Source organism: Bradyrhizobium arachidis, from assembly GCF_024758505.1.
GTDB lineage: Bacteria > Pseudomonadota > Alphaproteobacteria > Rhizobiales > Xanthobacteraceae > Bradyrhizobium > Bradyrhizobium manausense_C.
In genome coordinates, this window is record NZ_CP077970.1 from 4,069,776 (window position 1) to 4,088,079 (window position 18,304).

The 18,304-nt window shown below is 64.7% G+C and carries 16 protein-coding genes; 12 read left to right on the plus strand and 4 right to left on the minus strand.

What is annotated here, in order from left to right; genetic code table 11:
• Positions 1-11: 11 nt before the first annotated feature.
• Together KUF59_RS18540 and KUF59_RS18545 are read left to right on the plus strand one after the other, a co-directional pair.
• Positions 12-479, plus strand: coding sequence for a tripartite tricarboxylate transporter TctB family protein (locus KUF59_RS18540; RefSeq protein ID WP_212456615.1), 468 nt, complete (start codon positions 12-14; stop codon positions 477-479).
• A 12-nt stretch (positions 480-491) separates the two neighbouring features.
• Complete coding sequence (locus KUF59_RS18545) at positions 492-1,991, plus strand: tripartite tricarboxylate transporter permease (protein ID WP_212456614.1); 1,500 nt, start codon at positions 492-494, stop codon at positions 1,989-1,991.
• 21 nt (positions 1,992-2,012) lie between these two features.
• On the opposite strand, the gene KUF59_RS18550 is transcribed toward KUF59_RS18545, so the two are convergent.
• Positions 2,013-2,828 (minus strand): IclR family transcriptional regulator, encoded by an 816-nt coding sequence (locus tag KUF59_RS18550; RefSeq protein WP_212456613.1) that lies wholly within the window; start codon positions 2,826-2,828, stop codon positions 2,013-2,015.
• Between the two features lie 168 nt (positions 2,829-2,996).
• On the opposite strand from KUF59_RS18550, the gene KUF59_RS18555 reads away from it, so the two are divergent.
• Positions 2,997-3,527 carry a nuclear transport factor 2 family protein gene (locus KUF59_RS18555; protein ID WP_249140127.1) on the plus strand — a complete coding sequence of 177 codons (531 nt, stop codon included), beginning with the start codon at positions 2,997-2,999 and terminating at the stop codon, positions 3,525-3,527.
• A 44-nt stretch (positions 3,528-3,571) separates the two neighbouring features.
• Positions 3,572-5,206 carry a flavin-containing monooxygenase gene (locus KUF59_RS18560; RefSeq protein ID WP_212456612.1) on the plus strand — a complete coding sequence of 545 codons (1,635 nt, stop codon included), beginning with the start codon at positions 3,572-3,574 and terminating at the stop codon, positions 5,204-5,206.
• Positions 5,207-5,257: 51 nt separating this feature from the next.
• On the opposite strand, the gene KUF59_RS18565 is transcribed toward KUF59_RS18560, so the two are convergent.
• Together KUF59_RS18565 and KUF59_RS18570 are read right to left on the minus strand one after the other, a co-directional pair.
• Positions 5,258-6,190 carry a diacylglycerol kinase catalytic domain-containing protein gene (locus KUF59_RS18565; protein WP_212456611.1) on the minus strand — a complete coding sequence of 311 codons (933 nt, stop codon included), beginning with the start codon at positions 6,188-6,190 and terminating at the stop codon, positions 5,258-5,260.
• The gene (locus KUF59_RS18570) at positions 6,174-7,220 is read right to left on the minus strand and encodes an SPFH domain-containing protein (protein WP_212456610.1); all 1,047 of its coding nucleotides are present in this window, start codon (positions 7,218-7,220) and stop codon (positions 6,174-6,176) included. The genes KUF59_RS18565 and KUF59_RS18570 overlap by 17 nt, the downstream gene beginning before the upstream one ends.
• A 110-nt stretch (positions 7,221-7,330) precedes the next feature.
• Between KUF59_RS18570 and KUF59_RS18575 the strand changes: the two genes are divergently transcribed.
• Positions 7,331-8,047: an NUDIX hydrolase gene (locus tag KUF59_RS18575; RefSeq protein ID WP_212456609.1), complete on the plus strand. Its 717-nt coding sequence runs from the start codon at positions 7,331-7,333 to the stop codon at positions 8,045-8,047.
• Positions 8,048-8,068: 21 nt separating this feature from the next.
• On the opposite strand, the gene KUF59_RS18580 is transcribed toward KUF59_RS18575, so the two are convergent.
• Positions 8,069-8,926: a hypothetical protein gene (locus tag KUF59_RS18580; RefSeq protein ID WP_258769836.1), complete on the minus strand. Its 858-nt coding sequence runs from the start codon at positions 8,924-8,926 to the stop codon at positions 8,069-8,071.
• 539 nt (positions 8,927-9,465) lie between these two features.
• On the opposite strand from KUF59_RS18580, the gene KUF59_RS18585 reads away from it, so the two are divergent.
• The 7 genes from KUF59_RS18585 (at position 9,466) to KUF59_RS18615 (ending at position 18,300) form a co-directional block, all read left to right on the plus strand.
• Positions 9,466-10,671 (plus strand): MFS transporter, encoded by a 1,206-nt coding sequence (locus KUF59_RS18585; protein WP_212456985.1) that lies wholly within the window; start codon positions 9,466-9,468, stop codon positions 10,669-10,671.
• Positions 10,672-10,775: 104 nt separating this feature from the next.
• Complete coding sequence (locus tag KUF59_RS18590; protein ID WP_212456607.1) at positions 10,776-12,446, plus strand: hydantoinase B/oxoprolinase family protein; 1,671 nt, start codon at positions 10,776-10,778, stop codon at positions 12,444-12,446.
• Entirely contained in the window at positions 12,443-14,497 is a 2,055-nt protein-coding gene (locus tag KUF59_RS18595; RefSeq protein WP_258769837.1) for a hydantoinase/oxoprolinase family protein, read from the plus strand. Before KUF59_RS18590 ends, KUF59_RS18595 begins: the two co-directional genes overlap by 4 nt.
• A 134-nt stretch (positions 14,498-14,631) precedes the next feature.
• Complete coding sequence (locus KUF59_RS18600) at positions 14,632-15,861, plus strand: CaiB/BaiF CoA transferase family protein (protein ID WP_212456605.1); 1,230 nt, start codon at positions 14,632-14,634, stop codon at positions 15,859-15,861.
• A gap of 172 nt (positions 15,862-16,033) precedes the next feature.
• On the plus strand, positions 16,034-16,909 hold the full coding sequence (locus tag KUF59_RS18605) for a beta-keto acid cleavage family enzyme (RefSeq protein WP_212456604.1): 876 nt from the start codon (positions 16,034-16,036) through the stop codon (positions 16,907-16,909).
• Between the two features lie 105 nt (positions 16,910-17,014).
• Complete coding sequence (locus KUF59_RS18610) at positions 17,015-17,230, plus strand: hypothetical protein (RefSeq protein WP_212456603.1); 216 nt, start codon at positions 17,015-17,017, stop codon at positions 17,228-17,230.
• Positions 17,231-17,280: 50 nt separating this feature from the next.
• Positions 17,281-18,300: a glycosyltransferase family 2 protein gene (locus tag KUF59_RS18615; RefSeq protein ID WP_212456602.1), complete on the plus strand. Its 1,020-nt coding sequence runs from the start codon at positions 17,281-17,283 to the stop codon at positions 18,298-18,300.
• Positions 18,301-18,304: the final 4 nt, after the last annotated feature.

Sequence of the window (18,304 nt, forward strand, 5' to 3'; positions counted from 1 at the left end):
GGTCGACGACGATGACGAGGCCGACCATTCGGGACCAACGCGCTTTCGCGTCGGGTGCATTGTTTCTCGCCTTTGCGATCTTCTTCTTCGTGACGGCACTGAACTATCCGGCCGGCACCGCGGCGCGGATGGGGCCGGGCTACTTCCCACGCCTGCTGGCGATTGCGTTGGCCGCCATCGGGCTCGCCGTGATGCTGGGTGCCGTGAGGCGGACGGCGCAGCGGCAGGCGTCGCAGAGTTGGGACATCAATGGCCTCGCCTGGGTCACGGGCTCGGTGGTCCTGTTTGCCTGTCTGCTGTTTCCGCTCGGCCTGGTCGGCGCGCTGTTCGTGCTGATCGTGGTGTCGAGCAGGGCAAGTCCCGAGTTCACCTGGACAGGCGCGCTGGCGAACGCGGCGGTTCTGATCGCGCTGTGCCTGTTGGTGTTCGTCTATGGCCTCGGCCTGAAGCTTCCGGTGTGGCCGGCGCTGCTTGATTGAAGGCCCGTGACGATGGATCTGTTTCACAATCTGGCGATCGGATTTTCCACCGCCGCCCAGCCGGCCAATCTACTCTACGCTTTCCTGGGCTGCCTGCTGGGCACCCTGATCGGCGTGCTCCCGGGGCTTGGCCCGCTGGCTACCATCGCAATGCTGCTGCCGATCACCTACGCGCTGCAGCCGGACTCGGCGCTGATCATGCTCGCCGGCATCTATTACGGCGCGCAGTATGGCGGATCGACCACGGCCATCGTGGTCAATCTGCCCGGCGAGTCCTCCTCCGTCGTCACCACGATCGACGGCTACCAGATGGCAAAGCAGGGTCGGGCAGGTGTTGCGCTGTCGACGGCCGCGATCGGATCGTTCTTCGCCGGTTGTGTCGCGACGCTGGCGCTGGCGGCGCTGGCCGGGCCGCTGACGGCGACGGCGTTGCTGTTCGGACCGAAGGAATTCTTTGCCCTGATGATCCTCGGCCTCATCCTCGCCTCGGTGCTATCCAGCGGGCCCTTCATCGAAGGCATCGGCATGGTCGTGGTCGGCATGCTCCTGAGCCTCGTCGGCACCGACCTCAGCACCGGAACGCAGCGCTTCGCTTTCGGCATCCCGCAACTGTTCGACGGCCTGGATTTCGTCCCGCTGGCGATGGGCATCTTTGGCTTTGCCGAGATCGTCAAGAATCTCGAGCAGGACGACAAGCTGTCGCTGGTGACGCAGAAGATCGCCAATCTGTTTCCGACGCGCGAGGATTTCCGCCGCATGATCCCGGCGATGCTGCGCGGAACCACGCTCGGCACGCTGCTCGGCGTGCTGCCGGGCGGCGGCGCGGTGCTGTCGTCCTTTGCGTCCTACACGCTGGAGAAGAAGCTGTCGAAGCATCCGGAGCAGTTCGGCAAGGGCGCGATCGAAGGCGTTGCCGGCCCGGAATCGGCCAACAATGCGGGCGCCCAGACGTCGTTCATTCCGCTGCTGACGCTCGGCGTGCCCTCCAATGTGGTGATGGCGCTGATGGTCGGCGCGATGAACATTCACAATATCCAGCCGGGTCCGGAGGTCATGACCAAGAATCCGACGCTGTTCTGGGGGCTGATTGCCTCGATGTGGGTCGGCAATCTGATGCTGCTGATCCTCAATCTGCCGCTGGTCGGATTGTGGGTAAAACTTCTCACCATTCCCTATCGTTATTTGTTTCCTGCAATCATGGTGTTCTGCTCGATCGGCGTCTATTCGATCAACGGCGGGACCTTCGAGGTGTATGAGGCGGCGGTCTTCTGCGTGTTCGGCTATGTGCTGATCAAGCTGCAACTGCCGGCCGCGCCGCTGCTGCTGGGCCTGGTGCTCGGGCCCGCGATCGAAGAGAATTTTCGCCGTGCGATGGTGCTGTCGCGCGGTGACGTCAGCGTGTTCCTGACCTCACCGTTGTCGGCCACGCTGCTCGCCGCAGCCGGCATTGCCGTGATCCTGATTATGCTGCCGACGATCCGATCGCGGCGAGAGGAGGCGTTGCAGGAGTAAAGGCCGCGAGCCCGCGCAGCATCAAACGTCTGTGCCGTTCGGTTGACCGCCGGTGTCGCCGGCTTTGACCGTCCTGGCAGCCTGGCGCAAAACGCTTAGGTAGCGGCTGGCGTTCTGCTTGATCCGCTCGGCGACGCCGCCAAGGCCGAGAGCGACGGGTTGATTCTGAATTGTGATCGGAAGCAGCACGCAGATCGTCGCACCGCCGAGCATCGGGACGTTTTCCGCCGAGCAATGTCCTTTGCCCCGGATCTCGCGAATCTTCCGGATCATGTCCAGAGGCTTGACCCTGTCTGCTGCGTTCGGCGTGGCGATATTCGCGCGACGCACGATGGTGTCGACCTTCTCGTCGGACATCGTCGACATCAACAGCCAGCCAAGGGCGGATTGCGTCAGCGGCCGCAGCGTGCCTTCGTCGACGTGGAAGCGCAGCGGGTGGATCGACTGGATGATCTTGACGTATTGCAGATACACATCGTTGGTCGTGCCGATCGAAACGGCTTCGCCCGTCGCGGCATGAACGTCGTGCATCGCCTCGAGCACGCGGCTGTCGCCGAACAGGGTCGTCGGAATCCAGTCGCCCAGCGACGTCACCTTCGGCGTCGGGAAATAGACCCGCGTTCTGCGGTCGAAATTCAGGTAGCCGAGGCCGACCAGCGTCTTGAGCAGGACCGTGGTGCTGGAGGCCGGATAGCCGAGCGCGGCGCCGATTTCGGACATCGCGCGCGGCTGCCGTTCGCGCATGAAGAATTCGAGGATCTCGATCGCGCGAAGTGCGGATTTGACTGTGGATCCGGCCGCCGAAATCGAGGCAGATGTCGTCAGCTGCGATCGCAATTGGCCCTCCCTTTGCCGTCTCCTGGCCGCAGCAAATTCACGGATGTGAAATTCGGCTTCACGTATGAAGTTTTGTTGGTTGCGTCCACTGCACATGAGATGCTCGCCCTCGTCAAGGGAGAGGCCGGTGCGCAATGCGGATCGCGCCTGCCTGAGAGGGGCTCTGAGATGACCATACCTCAAGGGAAGATCGCCGAGTTGCTCGACAGGGAAGCGATCCGCGACTGCATCTATCGCTATTGCCGTGGGGTCGATCGGGCCGACGAAGCCGTGCTCCGCAGTGCCTACTGGCCTGACGCTACCGACCAGCACGGGCCGTATTCGGGGCCAGTGGAAGGCTTTTTCGAATGGGCAAAGGGGATCTTTGAGAGCGGCGCGCGCAACGTTCATACGGTCGGCAATATCCTGATCGAATTCACCGGGCCCGAGGAAGCTGTCGTCGAAACCTATTTCGTCGCGTTGCAGCGCGGGCCGGCGAGGGACGGCAGTGTTCGGCAGTACCTGATCGCGGGCCGCTATTGCGACGTCTTTCAGAAGCGCGACGGCGAATGGCGCGTTGCGCGTCGCATCGTCGCCTACGACTGGGTGGACGAGCAGGTCGCTGCGGCCGAGTCAGAGACGATCCGCTTCGGCCCGCGGCTGCCGTTGGGCGCGCGATATCCCGATGATCCCATCTACGAACTTCTTCGCCGGAACTAGCGGAAGCGCTCTTCAACAAATCTAGCCACGAGGAAACGCCCGACATGAACAACGCTGATGCGAAGGGATCACGGCTGGACGTCGTCATCGTCGGCGCCGGCTTCGGCGGCCTCTATGCCGTCTACAAGTTTCGCGAATTGGGCCTCAAGATCGCGGCCTTCGAGGCCGGGGCCGATGTCGGCGGTGTCTGGTACTGGAATCGTTATCCCGGCGCGCGCGTCGACCTGCCGAGCATCGACTACAGCTATTCCTTTTCATCCGAGATCGAGCAGGAATGGACCTGGTCGGAAGAGTTCGCCTCGCAGCCGGAGCTCCTGGCTTACTTCAACTTCGTCGCCGACCGCCTCGACCTGCGCAAGCACTACCAGTTCAACACGCGCATCGTGAGCGCCGTCTGGGATGAGGCGCGGAAGCTCTGGAAGGTTACGACGGATCGCGGCGAGACGGTCGAGGCGACATATTGCGTGATGGCGACCGGCCCGCTCTCGGTGCCAAGGGATCCGGACATCCCCGGCATCGAGCGCTACACGGGCGAACTGCTGCGGGCAGGCCGATGGCCGCATCATCCCGTCAGCTTCAAGGACAAGCGCGTCGGGGTGATCGGTACCGGATCGACCGGCATCCAGATCGTGCAGGAGGTAGGCCGGCAGGCCGGCGAGCTCTTCGTGTTCCAGCGCACGCCGAGCTTCACGATGCCGATGCGCAACCAGAAGCTCGATCCCGACTACGTCGCGGAGGTCAAGCGCAACTACACCGGCATTCGGGAGGCGGCGCGCAACAGCCCGAATGGCGGCGTGCGGCCATGGACAACGCGCGCCTTCTTCAGCGTGACGCCGTCACGCCGCCGCGAATTGCTGGAAGATGCCTGGAAGTCCGGTGGGCTGGCGATGCTCGGCACCTTCACCGATCTCTTGAGCAACGAGGAGGCCAACGAGCACGTGGCCGAGTTCGTGCGCGACAAGATCAACGGCGTCGTCGCCGACCCCGTCACGGCGGACAGGCTGAAGCCGCGCGGCTACCCGATCTTTGCCCGACGTCCATGCCTGGACACCGGCTATTATGAGACGTTCAACCAGCCGAAGGTCCATCTGATCGATTGCGTCACTGATCCGATCGTCGAGATCACGGCGCAGGGCGTGCGCACGCAGAGCTGCGAGACCGCGCTCGACATGCTGATCTTCGCGACGGGCTATGACGGACTGACGGGAGCGTTGACGGCCTTCGACGTCGCCGGCCGCAACGGCCGCACGGTCAATGAGAAATGGAAGGCGGGAGCAAGGTCGTATCTCGGCCTCATGATGGAAGGGTTTCCGAACCTCTTCATGACCACCGGGCCCAACGGCCCCGCCGCGCTCGCCAACATCGTCAGGATCAGCGAAAACGATGTCGACTGGATCGCGCGCGCGATCACCCACATGGCCGACCATGGCCTCGACAGCATCGAGCCGACCAGGAAGGCGGAAGACGATTGGATGGAGCTCGTGTTCCAGCTCGCCCAGCGCTCGCTGTTGTCCAAGGCGAAGACCTGGTACGTCGGCACCAACGTCAAGGACAAGGCGCAGGGATTGACGCTCTTCACCGGCGGTTTTCCGAAATACCGGGAGTACTGTGCCGCCGCGATCCAGGCCGGGTACCGCGACTTCGTGTTCGAGCGCGGGCGAACGACGGTCGCAGCCTGACAGTCGCAACCGAGGAGACTGCATGCGCGCCATATTCAGGTTGTTCCCGCCTTAGATCACCAGCCGGCCCCGACGCTCGGCAACGCCAATTGCCACCTCCACGCCGGCGTTAAACTCCAACCGATCGGCCTCGATGCCGTCGCTAAAGATGACCCCGTTCTCGGGCATCAGCGAGCGCACGCGTAAAGCTTCCTCGGCGGTGAGGCGGCCGCAGACGAGGTTCGTTTGCGAGTAGCGGCTGGGGAAGGGCTCGCGGACGGCGAAGCGGAGCTCTGTCGCATCCCAGGGCAGGGCGTCGTAACCCGAGACCGGCGGGCCGCCAAACGCGCCCGCGATGGCGAGCGAGCCGGTGACGATGCTCTTGAACCAGGCGGTCGAGCCGAGGCCGGTCGAGACGATCAGCCCGCTCGACGATTGCCGCTCGGTCTGCCCGGCGGCGGCGATCTCGTAAGAAGCCGAGGTGTGGGTACGCGCGCCGATGAAGAGGTCGTTGACGGCGTAGAGCACCTGACCGTTGGTCAGCGCAGCCTTGGCCATGGTCACGGTTTTGAAGTCACGCTTCTCTGCGGCGACGTCTTCAAGCAGCGAGCCAAGATCGCGTGGGACGAAGGGCAGGAGGACGCCGTCGTAACGCGCGGCGTCCGGGTTGAGCCCGATCAGCGGCTGGCCCTCGAGATATTTCATGGTGTTGGCGACCACACCGTCCTGTCCGAGCGCGACCACGATGTCGGAGGGGCCGAAGATGAAGTTCGGCAGAAAACTCCGCTCGATGATCTGGTAACGGCCCCAGCGCTCGAGCGCGGCGACGGCAAGGCTGCGCTCGGCGAGGTAAACATCGTGCTCGCGCTGATAATCAGAGAAGTCAGCGCCGAGATGCTCGACATAGAAACGGGCCTGCGACGCCGTCAGATATCTTGCGATCAGCTCTTCGAGCCGCGTCTTGCGTGTGACCAGCACGACCTTGCGGTCATTGGCGGCGGGCATTGGCAGTCTCCGCAATCTTCGGCTTCTCCATGAGCTGGCTGAGCAGGTCCGGGGAGACGTTAAGCTGGCCGATCTTCTCGGCCTTCTCCGCGATGCCGCTGAAGGCCTGCGCGATGAGCTGGCCCGGCTGCATGCCGGCGGCCGCCAGCGCCTGGATGACGCGGGTGTCGACGCCCTCAAAAATCTTCATCAGCGCGCCGACACGGTAGGCCTCGGCGTCCGCCAGCGTCCGGGTGTTCTCGGCGTTGAGGCCGACAAAGTCCTTGCGCTTTCCTTCCAGGGCGATGTCGGCGACCATGCCGGCCTGGCGCAGCTCGTTGCGCTTGACGGCGACGCTGGCTTCGGCGTCCATCTGGGTCTCGCGGATCGAGCGCTTCTTCTGCTCGACCGCGATCTCGGTGTCGAGCTCGCTCTCGCGGATGGCGCGCTCCTGCTCGACCGCAAAATTGCGACGGGCGAAGATCGCTTCGTCGGCGTTCTTCAGGATCGCCTCACGCGCTTCCGCTTCCAGCGCCTTCGCGGTATCGGGCGTCGGCTTGATGCCGCGGATGGAGACGCCGAGGATTTCCAGGCCCAGGGAGGCGATGTCGGCGCGCCCCCGCAGGCCGCTCGCGATGATCCCGGCGATGCGGTCGGAGGCCTGCAGCGCGTCCTTCAGCGTCAATTCCTTGATCGCGGCCTGCGCGAGCACCTCCACCGTGCCGAGGATGCGCTGCGGCAGCTTTTCCGGATCGTCGCTCTCATAAGTCTTGCCGTCGGATTTCAGCGTGAAGTCCAGCATCGACGCGGCCTTCTTCGGCTCGCTGACGCGGTAGGTGACGTGGCCCTGCACGGTGAGGGTCTGAAAGTCCCGCGCTATCTGCTGGAAGATGAAGGAGGCGTCGCGGCTGCCGATCGGCACGGCCACCAGCGTCGTGACCGGCGCGTAGTAGAGCGCGGAGAGGCCGGCGCCTTCGGCCACGATCGCGCCGGCGCGGTATTTCAAGAGATAGGTGGTGGGCTGCGCCTTGATGAAGCGGAAGCCGAACATGACATTCTCCAATAAGTTGGTCTGGACAACTAAGTAAGTTGCACAGTACAACTAAGTCGGTTATTGTCAAGCGCAGCGAACGTGAGGGACGGGCGGTGGCGCAGAACCAGATGCAAGACAATGAAAAGGCGGGGAAATTCGACTTTCCCCGGCCGTTGACGACAGTCGATGTCGTCATCTTCACGATCCGTGGCGAGGCGCTGCAGGTTCTCCTGGTGCAGCGGCCGGCGGCTGAGGGCGAGCCGTTCCCGCAGACATGGGCGCTGCCGGGCGGCTTCGTCGATGTCGCAAAGGACCGCGATCTCGAAGCCTGCGCCGGGCGCAAGCTGAAGGACAAGACCGGGGTCACCAGTCCCTATCTCGAGCAGCTCGGAAGCTGGGGCAATGCTGTGCGCGACCCGCGCGGCTGGTCGGCAACCCACGCCTATTTCGCGCTGATGGCAGATGTCCCGGGTGCGGCCTCGCTCGCCACGGACGCGCAATGGTTTCCGATCGTCGGCGGCAAGATCAGGCAAAAGCTCGCCTTCGATCACGGCGAGATCCTGTCCGCCGCGATCCAGCGCCTGCGCAGCAAGGTCGAATACACCTCGCTGCCGGCCTATCTGATGCCGGCGGAGTTCACGCTGCCGGATCTGCAGCGCGTCTACGAGATCGTGCTCGATCGTTCCCTGGAGAAGAGCGCGTTCCGCACGCGGATCCTGGCGGCCGATCTGATCGAGCCGATCGCAAAGATGCGCCGCGGCCCCAACCGTCCGGCGCAGCTCTATCGCCTGAAGAAGGGCAAGGAGCCGGTGTATTTCGTGCGGACGTTCAATCCGCCGGAGTAAGCGGGTTGGCTTCGCGTGCCGTCAACCGGCGGCACTGGCGAAGACGCGCTGGCGCGGCGCCTCCGGCGCATCGACCTCAAAGCCCTCACAGACAATGTGGCCGTCGACCAGCTGGAATTCGAGCCTGTCATATTGCGGCATGGTCTCGCCGGGCTTTGGCGGCAGCAGTTTCACGGAACCCTGGATGCACAGCACCGCCTGTCCGGCGCCATGCGTCCGCGCATTCCACATTCGCACGCCAGTTTCCTTCCAGCGTCGGCGGATCAGTTCTTCACGTTCGGAAAGGCCGCTCGGCTGGGCGACGGGCGTTGTGGCTTCGGCGACGCTGACGGGCTCGACGACGTCGGCTGCAACGACGGCGAACTCGACAATGTCGGCTTCAGCGGGCTGGGTCGCAATGGTCTCGGGCTCAACGGCGAAGAGCGCAACAGCGTCGGCCTCAACTGAGGCGACCTGAACGACGTCGTCCTCAACGATCTCAGGCGCAACAGCAACGACCTCGGTGATCTCCCGTTCAGCGGCGCCGGCGTTAGTGCAGTCGATTTCCATCGCATCGGTCAGGACGATGATGGTCTCGGCGATCTCGCTCGCTACGGGCGTTTGCTCAACCGGGGTAGGGTCAGCACCCTCGAGTTCAAGGATCTCGGTCTCAGCCGCCATTGCGGGGACAACGCCGGTCTCAACGGTATCCGTCGCAGCCCGCTCGGTGGCCTCGGCCTCGACGAACTCCATCTCAGCCTCGGTTGGCCGAGCGGCGCTGCTTTCAAAGTCTTTCGTGGCAACCGGTTCGATCGAATCAGCGGCAACCGGCTCCACCTCAGCCGCAGCAAACTCGATGGTATCGGCCTCGACGACATCAGTCTCGACCGCACGGCTCACAACGCAGTCGTGCTCGCCGCCATCCCTCGCGACGGCATCAACCGCGACCGCGTCGGTCGTGGCGAGATGGATCTCGGTGGTTTCGGCCGGAGCCGGAGCAGGGTCGAGGCTGGTGCTGGCAACGTCGGGAGTAGCAGCTACCTCGGGAGTAGCAGCTATCAACTCGCTCGTGACGACAGGTTCTGTTTTCGTTCGACCTCGAAGCAGCGACCTGAACTTTGCGACTGCAAACTCCACGGCGGGAATCTGGCGCAACGCCGTCACCAGTCGCGTCAGAACCGGGACTTGTTTAGGTGCGTACTCAGCGTGAGACATCAGTGATTCCCAGATAGCGAAGAGTTGCCCGGCGCCCGCGGCGCTGTCAAATCGGGAGTGGCCGAGATGCGGCTGCTTCGTCGCGTGGCGGTTCCAGGTTGCATGCCGCTGTCAATGTCCTATCGCGCGTTCGCCTGGGATGGCGGCATGCCGTCTACGCAATGCGGGGCACACGCGAAATGGTGTATCGAAGGAAGCAGCGGTCAAGTCGGGGTTAACGCGGAATCGGTCGCTTGAAATTCGATAAGAAACTGTTCGGCGTCCTCGCGGTTCTCGCCATCACCCAACTCATCGGTTGGGGCACGATAGGCCTTCCGGCCATCGTCAGCCGCGAGATTGCGGCCGACCTGCAGATGAGCCTGTCGGCGGTGTTCGCGGGCACCTCGGTCCTGTACGTGGCGATGGGTTTGTGCGCGCCCTGGCTCGCGAAGGCGTACACGCGACACGGCGCGCGGCGCGTCATGATGGCCGGCACGATCGTTGCCGCGCCGGGCTTCGTTCTCCTGTCCTTCGCCCGCGAGCCGATGCTCTATTTCGCCGCCTGGGCGGTCCTCGGCATTGCCGGCAGCGCCACGCTCTCGACCGGTGCCTACATCATGCTGAACGAGGTCGCCGGCCGTCAGGCCAAGAGCGCCATTGGCGCGCTCATGCTGGTGACCGGTCTCTCCGGCAGCATCTTCTGGCCGACCACCTCGTTTCTGAACGATCTCGTCGGCTGGCGCGGCACCGCTCTCGTCTATGCCGCTGTCCTGATCCTCATCAGTCTTCCCTTGTACGCATTCGCCGCTCCGCGTCGGAGCAGGGTGGTGCGTGAGGAGGCGGCGCAGGGGAAGGCCGCCGGAGCGTCTCGGATTCCCAGGAGCACCTTCAGCCTGGTGGTCTCCGCGCTCGTCCTCAATGCGTTCGTCCAGTTTGGCCTCGGTGCCATCCTCATCGAGCTCTTGAGGGCGGAAGGGCTCTCTGCAGGAGAGGCCGTCGCCTTCGGCTCGATGCTCGGCGTGATCCAGATCAGTGCTCGCGGCATCGACTTTCTTGGCCGCGGCCGGTGGGACGGCATCACCACGGGGATGGTTGCGGGCACCGCGCTTCCCGTCGCGATGCTGATCCTGATGGCAAGTGACGGCTCGCGCTGGGCGGTCGCGGTCTTCATCCTGCTCTACGGCGCGGGCAGCGGCGCGCTCGCTGTCGCCCGCGCGACGATCCCGCTGGTCTTCTACGACCAGGCCGAATTCGCCAGGGCGATGTCGATGATCGCCTTGCCGCTCAATCTGGCCTCCGCCATCTCGCCGCCGCTCCTTGCCGGCCTGCTCACCCATACCGGCAGCCGCGGCGTTCTGGCGCTCGCCGTGCTGTGCTCATGCGCGTCGCTGGCGATTTTGGTGCTGCTGGGGCGCAGGCGTCCGGCGGTTGCGCCGGCGGCGGCGGTGTGACGCATCTTTGCGCGTTGCAAAAAGACCGGCCCCTCATGCCCGCCCGGCATTCGCATCGCGCAATCGATGGCGTATCCTGCGCTGACACGTAACGCCGAGGCTCCATGACTTCTCCAGCCGTCGATCCCATCACCCGCTCCGTGGTTCAGCACCGGCTGAGTTCGATCGTCACGGAAATGGGGGAGGCGATGCTGCGCACCTCCTATTCGCAGATCCTCAACTCCAGCCGCGATTTCTCGCTGGCGCTGTGCGACGTCGATGCGCGGCTGATCGCGCAGGCTGACCACATCCCGGTCCATGTCGGCGCGCTGCCCTGGGCGACGCGCGCGGTCGAAGAGCGTTTCAAGGAGGTCGTGCCCGGCGACGTCATCCTGATGAACGATCCCTATCACGGCGGCAGCCATCTGCCTGACGTGACCGTGTTCGTGCCGATCTTCGCCGGCGGCAAGCGGCTGTTCTGGAGCATCGTGCGTGCCCACCAGAGCGACATCGGCGGCGCCACCCATGGCGCCTACAATCCTGACGCGACCGAGATCTGGCAGGAGGGCATCCGCATCCCGCCGATCAAGCTCTATGAGGCCGGGCGCGTGCGCGACGACATCTTGGACATGCTGGCGCTCAACACGCGCAACGCACACGATTTTCGCGGCGACCTCGCTGCGATGATCGGGGCGGCGCATCTCGGCGAGCGGCGGATGGCAAAACTCTTTGCCGAGATGGGCGCTGACGTCGTCGAGGCCGCGGTCGAGGCGGTGCTGGATGCCGCCGAACAGCAGGCCCGCGCCGTCGTTGCGACCTGGAAGGACGGCACGTTTTACGGCGAAGCGTTCCTCGATGACGATGGCCGCGACCGCAAGAATATCCGCATCAGTGCCAAGGTGACCAAGCGCGGCAGCGACATCGAGGTCGATCTCTCTGACTCCGATCCGCAGGCCCAGAGTTTCGTCAACTCCTCTCACGCCAACATGCATGCGGCCGTGGTGATGGCCTTTGCCTATCTGATCGATCCCGACACACCCAAAAACTCGGGCGCGCTGCGGCCGCTGAAGGTTGTGGCAAAGCAGGGCACGATCGTTTGGGCCGATCCGGGCCTGCCGGTGACGCTCTGCACCAGCCATCCCTCCAACGAAATCGTCGAGGCCGTGATCAAGGCGCTCGCCGGCTCCTGCCCGGATCGCGTGATGGCCGGCTGGGGCCGCCGCTTCCGGATCGCGGTGAAGGGCGAGAACCCGCGCACCGGCCGCGGCTTCATCTGGCATCTCTTTCACGCCCGTCCCGGCGGCGGCGCTTCGCCCGGCGGCGACGGCTGGTCGTCGATCGGCGAGTGGCACTCGGTCGGCGGCCTGAAGTTCGGCAGCATCGAGGTGGCCGAGGCGCGCTTTCCGCTCCACTTCCGCCGCCACGAGTTTCTGGAAAACTCCGGCGGCGACGGCCAGTATCGCGGCGGCCTTGGCGTTGCGCTCGACCTTGTGTTCGAGACCGAGAAGCCGGCGCTCGGCAACACCGCGGGCGAGGGGACGCATCACGGCTCAGCCGGCATGCTCGGCGGCAAGGATTCGAAGCCGCACCATTATCGCCTGATCTCGCAAGGCAAGGCGCCGCGCGAACTGCGCACCAAGGAGACCGGCATCGTGATCATGCCGGGCGATTGCCTGGAGGTGCGCTCCGCCGGTGGCGGCGGTTTTGGACCGCCGGAGAAGCGCGCACCGGCCGCGCGCGAGCGCGATCGGCTTCAGGGCCTGGTGACTGATGACGTGAAGGGACTATCGCGTTGAGCAAGCTGATTATCGGCGTCGACGTCGGCGGCACCTTTACCGATCTCGTTGCCATCGACGCGGCCGGCACCACGACTTTTGCAAAGTCGCCGTCCACCCCGCAGGACCAGTCGATCGGCGTGATGGCGGGGCTGGACGAGCTCGCGCGCCGGCTCGGTCTTGCCACCGCCGACATGCTGGCGCAGACCCAGCGTCTGGTGCACGGCACCACGGTTGCGACCAATGCGCTGCTGGAGCGAAAAGGCGCAAGAGTCGCGCTGCTCACCACCGAAGGCCATCGCGACGTGCTGGAGATGCGCGAGGGCCTCAAGCCCAACCGTTACGATCTGCGCTCGCCGCCGCCCGAGCCGCTGGTGCCGCGCGAGTTGCGTTTTGGCGTGCGCGAACGCTTGAAGCCGAATGGCGAGGTGACGACACCGCTCGATGAACGGTCACTAAGCGACGCGATCGCCGCGATCCGCAGCGCCGACGTCACGTCCGTGGCGATCTGCTTCCTGCACTCCTACCGCAATCCTGCGCATGAGATCGCCGCTGCGGAGCGGATCGCGCGCGAATTGCCCGACGTCAGCGTGTCGCGCTCGAGCGATGTGCTGCCGCAGATCAAGGAATATGAGCGCGTTTCGACCACGGTCGTGAACGCCTATGTCGGCCCGATCGTCCGCCGCTATCTGACCCGTCTCGAAGAGCGGCTGCGTGAGGCAGGATTCAAGGGATCGCTCTTCATCATCCTCTCCCATGGCGGCATGGCGCCGGTCGAGGAAGCCGCGCGGCTGGCGGCGGCGACGGTGCTGTCGGGCCCGGCGGGCGGCATGGCAGGTTGCCGGCGCTGCGGCGAGATGTTGTCGCTTCCAGATCTCGTCGCCTTCGACATGGGCGGTACCTCGACCGACATCTCCCTGATCACGGATGGTGCGATGTCGCTGTCCGCCGACGGTGGGCTTGCCGGCCAGCGCATCGCGCTGCGCTCGCTCGATATCGCCAGCATTGCCGCCGGCGGCGGCTCGATCGCCTCGGTCGATACCGGCGGCATTTTTCGTGTCGGCCCGGAAAGCGCGGGCGCGATGCCGGGGCCGGCGAGCTACGGCAATGGCGGGCAATCCGCGACCGTGACCGATGCCAACGTCATCCTTGGCTATCTCGACGCAAAAGCCTTCATGGGCGGCCGCCGTCCGCTCGACACGCTTGCTGCGGAAGCTGCGGTCGACCGCGTCGCGGCGACGCTCGGCATCGATCGCACGCAGGCGGCGACCGGCATCTTCCGCCTGGTCAATCTGAAGATGGCCGACGGCATTCGTCTGATGACCTTGCGCCGCGGCGTTGATCCCCGGCGCTTCGCGCTGCTGAGTTTTGGCGGCGCCGCGGGCCTGCATGCCGCCGAGGTCGCGCGCGAGCTCGACATCATCAGAGTTGTCGTGCCGACCACGGCCTCGGTGCTGTCGGCCTGGGGCATGCTGACGAGCGACGTGCGCTATGAAGCGAGCCGCACCCATTTCGAGACCGGCGCGCGCACCACGGCGTCAGAGATCCGCGACATCTTTGCCGGCCTCGAGACACGCACGGTGGAAAGGCTGAAGAGCTGGTTCGATGGCCCCATCGCCATCGAGCGCTCCGCCGAGATGCGCTATGGCGAGCAGATCTTTGAGATCGACGTTCCCCTGGGCGACGTCGATCTCAACTCGGAAAAACTGATCGCCGAGATCGAGGACCGCTTCCATATCAGGCACGAAGAACTCTACACCTATTCCTCGCGGGACCAGGAGGTCGTGTTCGTCAACGCCCGCGTCGCGGCGATCGGCAAGGTGTTGGCAGGTGAGGTGAGGGAGAAGCAGGCCGGCTCTGCGGCGCCGAGCGGGCCGCGTTCGAAGCGGCAGGTGTTTCTTGGCGCCTGGCAGGACGTCGCGGTCTACGCGCTCGACGACCTCCAGCCCGGGCAAAAGCTGGAAGGTCCCGCCATCATCGAGGCCGAGACCACCACTGTCGTGATCAACGCCGGCGACAATCTGACCGTGAATGGCCTCGGCTGGCTGGATATTCGCGTGGCGCGGAAATAGGGCCTCGCGTGCGGGGAGGCGGATGGCCGCATGACGCCAGTGCAGGACTCGCCGGCCCAAAATAGTGTATCCGCAGGAAGCGCGGCGGCGGATCTGCCCCGCCGCGCCAATATCAGTTCCCGGAGGAAACCTTCATGTCGGCCCTGCCGCTCTCAGGCATCAAGATCCTTGATCTCACGCGCGTCCTTGCCGGGCCCTTGTCGGCCCAGATGCTGGGCGATCTCGGCGCGGAGGTGATCAAGATCGAGCGGCCCGGCACCGGCGACGACGCGCGCGCCTTCGGCCCGCCTTACCTGACCGACCCCGATGGCAAGGAGAACAACAACAACTCCTTCTATCTCTGCGCCAACCGCAACAAGAAGTCGGTCACGGTCAACATTGCGAAGCCCGAGGGGCAGGAGATCGTCCGCGAGCTCGCCAAGGGCGTCGATGTCTTCATGGAGAACTACAAGGTCGGCGATCTCAAGCGCTACGGCCTCGACTACGAGACCATCAAGAAGATCAACCCCGGCATCATCTATTGCTCCGTGACAGGCTTCGGTCAGACCGGCCCGTACGCGCCGCGCGCCGGCTATGACGCCATCCTGCAGGCGATGGGCGGCCTGATGAGTGTCACCGGGCATATGGACGGCGAGCCGGGCGAGGGCCCGATGAAGGTCGGCCCCTCCATCGTCGATTACATGACCGGCATGAATACCTCGATCGGGATTCTCTCGGCCCTCTACCATCGCGACGCTAACAATGGTGAAGGACAGCATCTCGACGTCTGCCTGTTCGACACCGTGATTGCCTCGCTCAGCCACTGGCTCCAGATCTACCTCGTCAACGGCACGACCCCGCCGCGGCGCGGCACCTGGGGCAATGGCGGCATGCCGGCCGGCGTGTTCCGCTGCACCGACGGCGAGCTGATGCTGGTGGTCGGCAATGACGGCCAGTTCCAGCGCACCTGTGCGGTGCTCGGCGAGCCCGAGCTCGCGAGCGACAAGCGCTTCCTCAAGAACAACGACCGCGTCGTGCACGGCAAGGAGATCATGGCGATCTTCGCCGGGTTGTTCCTCAAAAAACCGGTGGCCTACTGGCTGGAGGAGCTCGAGAAGGCCGGCGTTCCCTCGGGGCCGATCAACGATTTCGGGCAGGTGTTCAGCGATCCCCACGTCCAGTCGCGCGGCATGCGGGTGAAGACCAGGCACAAGTTCGAGCCGGAGCTGTCGCTGATCCGCAACGCGCTGACCTTCTCGGGGACGCCAGTCACCGAATATCGCGCCCCGCCGCTGCTCGGCGAGCACACCCAGGAGGTGCTCGGCGCCGGCCTCGGCTATGACGCCGACAAGATCGAGACGCTGAAGAAGCAGGGTATTATCTAACACTCTTTCTTACCCTCTCCCCTTGCGGGAGAGGGTGGCTTCGCGAAAGCGAAGCCGGGTGAGGGGTCTGTCTCCGCGGATAGAGACCCCTCATCCGGCGCTTCGCGCCACCTTCTCCCGCAAGGGGAGAAGAAAGAGCGGCGCTCGCGGCAAGTGACATTGGGACCCTCTCATGACCGGCAAAACCATCATCACCTGCGCCATCACGGGCAACCTCACAAAGCCCGAGCAGTCGCCGTATCTCCCGATCACGCCGGAACAGATCGCGACATCCGCGCTCGAGGCGGCGGAGGCGGGCGCCGCGATCGCCCATATTCACGTCCGCGATCCCGCGACCGGCCGTCCCTCGATGGCGATCGATCTCTATCGCGACGTGATGGAGCGCATCCGCGCCCGCAACACTTCGCTCGTCATCAACCTCACGACCGGACCCGGCGGCCGCTTCGTGCCGTCGGTCGAAGACCCCCGCGTCGCCGGCCCGGGCACCACGCTGATGCAGCCGGAGAAGCGCGTCGAGCATATCGAGCTGCTAAAGCCCGACATCTGCACGCTCGACCTCAACACCATGAATTCCGGCGGCGAGGTCGTGATCAACACCCCGCGCAACGTCCGCATCATGGCCGAGCGGATGAAGGCAGCCGGCGTGCTGCCGGAGATCGAGCTGTTCGACAGTGGCGACTGCCACCTTGCGCGCGATCTCTTCAATGACGGCACGCTGAAGGGGCCCGGCCTGTTCTCGCTGGTGCTCGGCGTCAAATACGGGTTCAGCGCGACATCCGAGACGATGTTCTACGCCCGCAGCCTGTTGCCGCCGGGCGCGATCTGGTCCGGCTTCGGCATCGGCCGGGCCGAGTTCCCGATGGTGGCGCAGGCCTTCCTGCTCGGCGGCCACGTTCGCGTCGGCATGGAGGACAATCTCTATATGTCCAAGGGTGTGCTGGCGAAGACCAATGCGGAACTGGTCGCGCATGCGGCCGGTATTTTGAAGAGTCTGGGCGCCAGCGTCGCTTCGGCCGCCGACGCACGCGCGATGCTTAAGCTTGTGTAAAGTTTGCCAGCGACACCTCGTCCGTAGTCGCCCCATCTTTCACATTGCGCGCGACTCTGGTTCGATCTTCTCATCTGGCGCATCAGCGTTCGGGGGAAGAAGCGAATGTCCTACACGATCGGATTTCAGGCGAAGGACCAGAAGGCGGTTTTGGCGACCGAGGCCGCGACAGCCAATCAGGCCGTCGCCATCGTTGCCGCGCTGCAAAAGAGTGCCAACGAAATCGAATTCATCCGCTCGCCCCAGGAAGGCGACATGGGCATCGAAATGCTGATGCTGCTGGCAAAGGAAGAAGCTGAGGAGATGCCCAAATCCTGGTGATTTAGGCTATGTCTCGGATGTGACCCGGCCAGGGCCAACCGAGGCAGGATATGAACGACAGGACGCCCGGGGCGGACCCGCGCCTATCGGTGGTGATGACCGCTTTCGGCGATCTCAGGTTCATCGTATCAGCGGTCCGAAGCATCCTGGACCAGACGTACAAAGACTTCGAGCTGATCGTCGTCGATGACGGCAGCGGTGAGGACGAGACATTTGCAAGGCTCGGCGCGCTCGACGCGCGGATACGGGTCATCACCTCCAGGCAGAACATCGGAACCTACGCCGCGGCCAATCTCGGAATTGCCAACGCGCGGGGTGAGATCATCGCGCGCATCGACGCCGATGATCTGGCCGAACCGACGCGCCTGGCGCGCCTCGTGCAAGAGCTCGACAGGGATCAGGATCTCGGGCTGATCGGCACGTGGGCGAGGCACATCTCCGAGACGGGGGAAGGCCATCACTTCTGGACGACGCCGGTGACGGACACCGAGGTGCGGTGGACCATCCTGTTCGCGAACCCGTTCTGTCACTCCTCGGCCGCCTTTCGCCGCACGGCCTTCGATAGCGTCGGTGGCTACAACGCAACGATGCGGCAATCCGGCGACTACGAACTGTGGTGGAAGCTGATCGATGTCTGCCGCGCCGCGAATATCCCGGAGCCGCTGGTTCAGTACCGGCAGAATTCGCGGGGGCTGACGGCCGGCAATCCTTCGAACTGGCGCGAGCGGACCGATCCTTTCCGGCGCCAGTCCTGGGAGCGCCTGGGCGTCGGCTACGAGCCGCAGCTCGTTCCGCACATGGCGGAATTCATGCTGGGGCAGCAGATCGCGGATTGGCGGGCGCGGCCGCGCACCTATCGCGTCATGCTCCAGCTTCTCACGCGCTTCCTCGCCCAACCGCGGCGCGGCACTGATCAGGCCGTAGCGCGAAAGCTCGCATCGACCATCGTGGGACGCATCCTCGATGATCGCAGCCTCGCGCCGGTCGATCGTATCAGGCTCTGGCCGCTCTGCGCGAAGCTCGACTGGACAGCAACGATCGCCGCCGTCACGCGGTTGAAGCGTCGATAGGTCG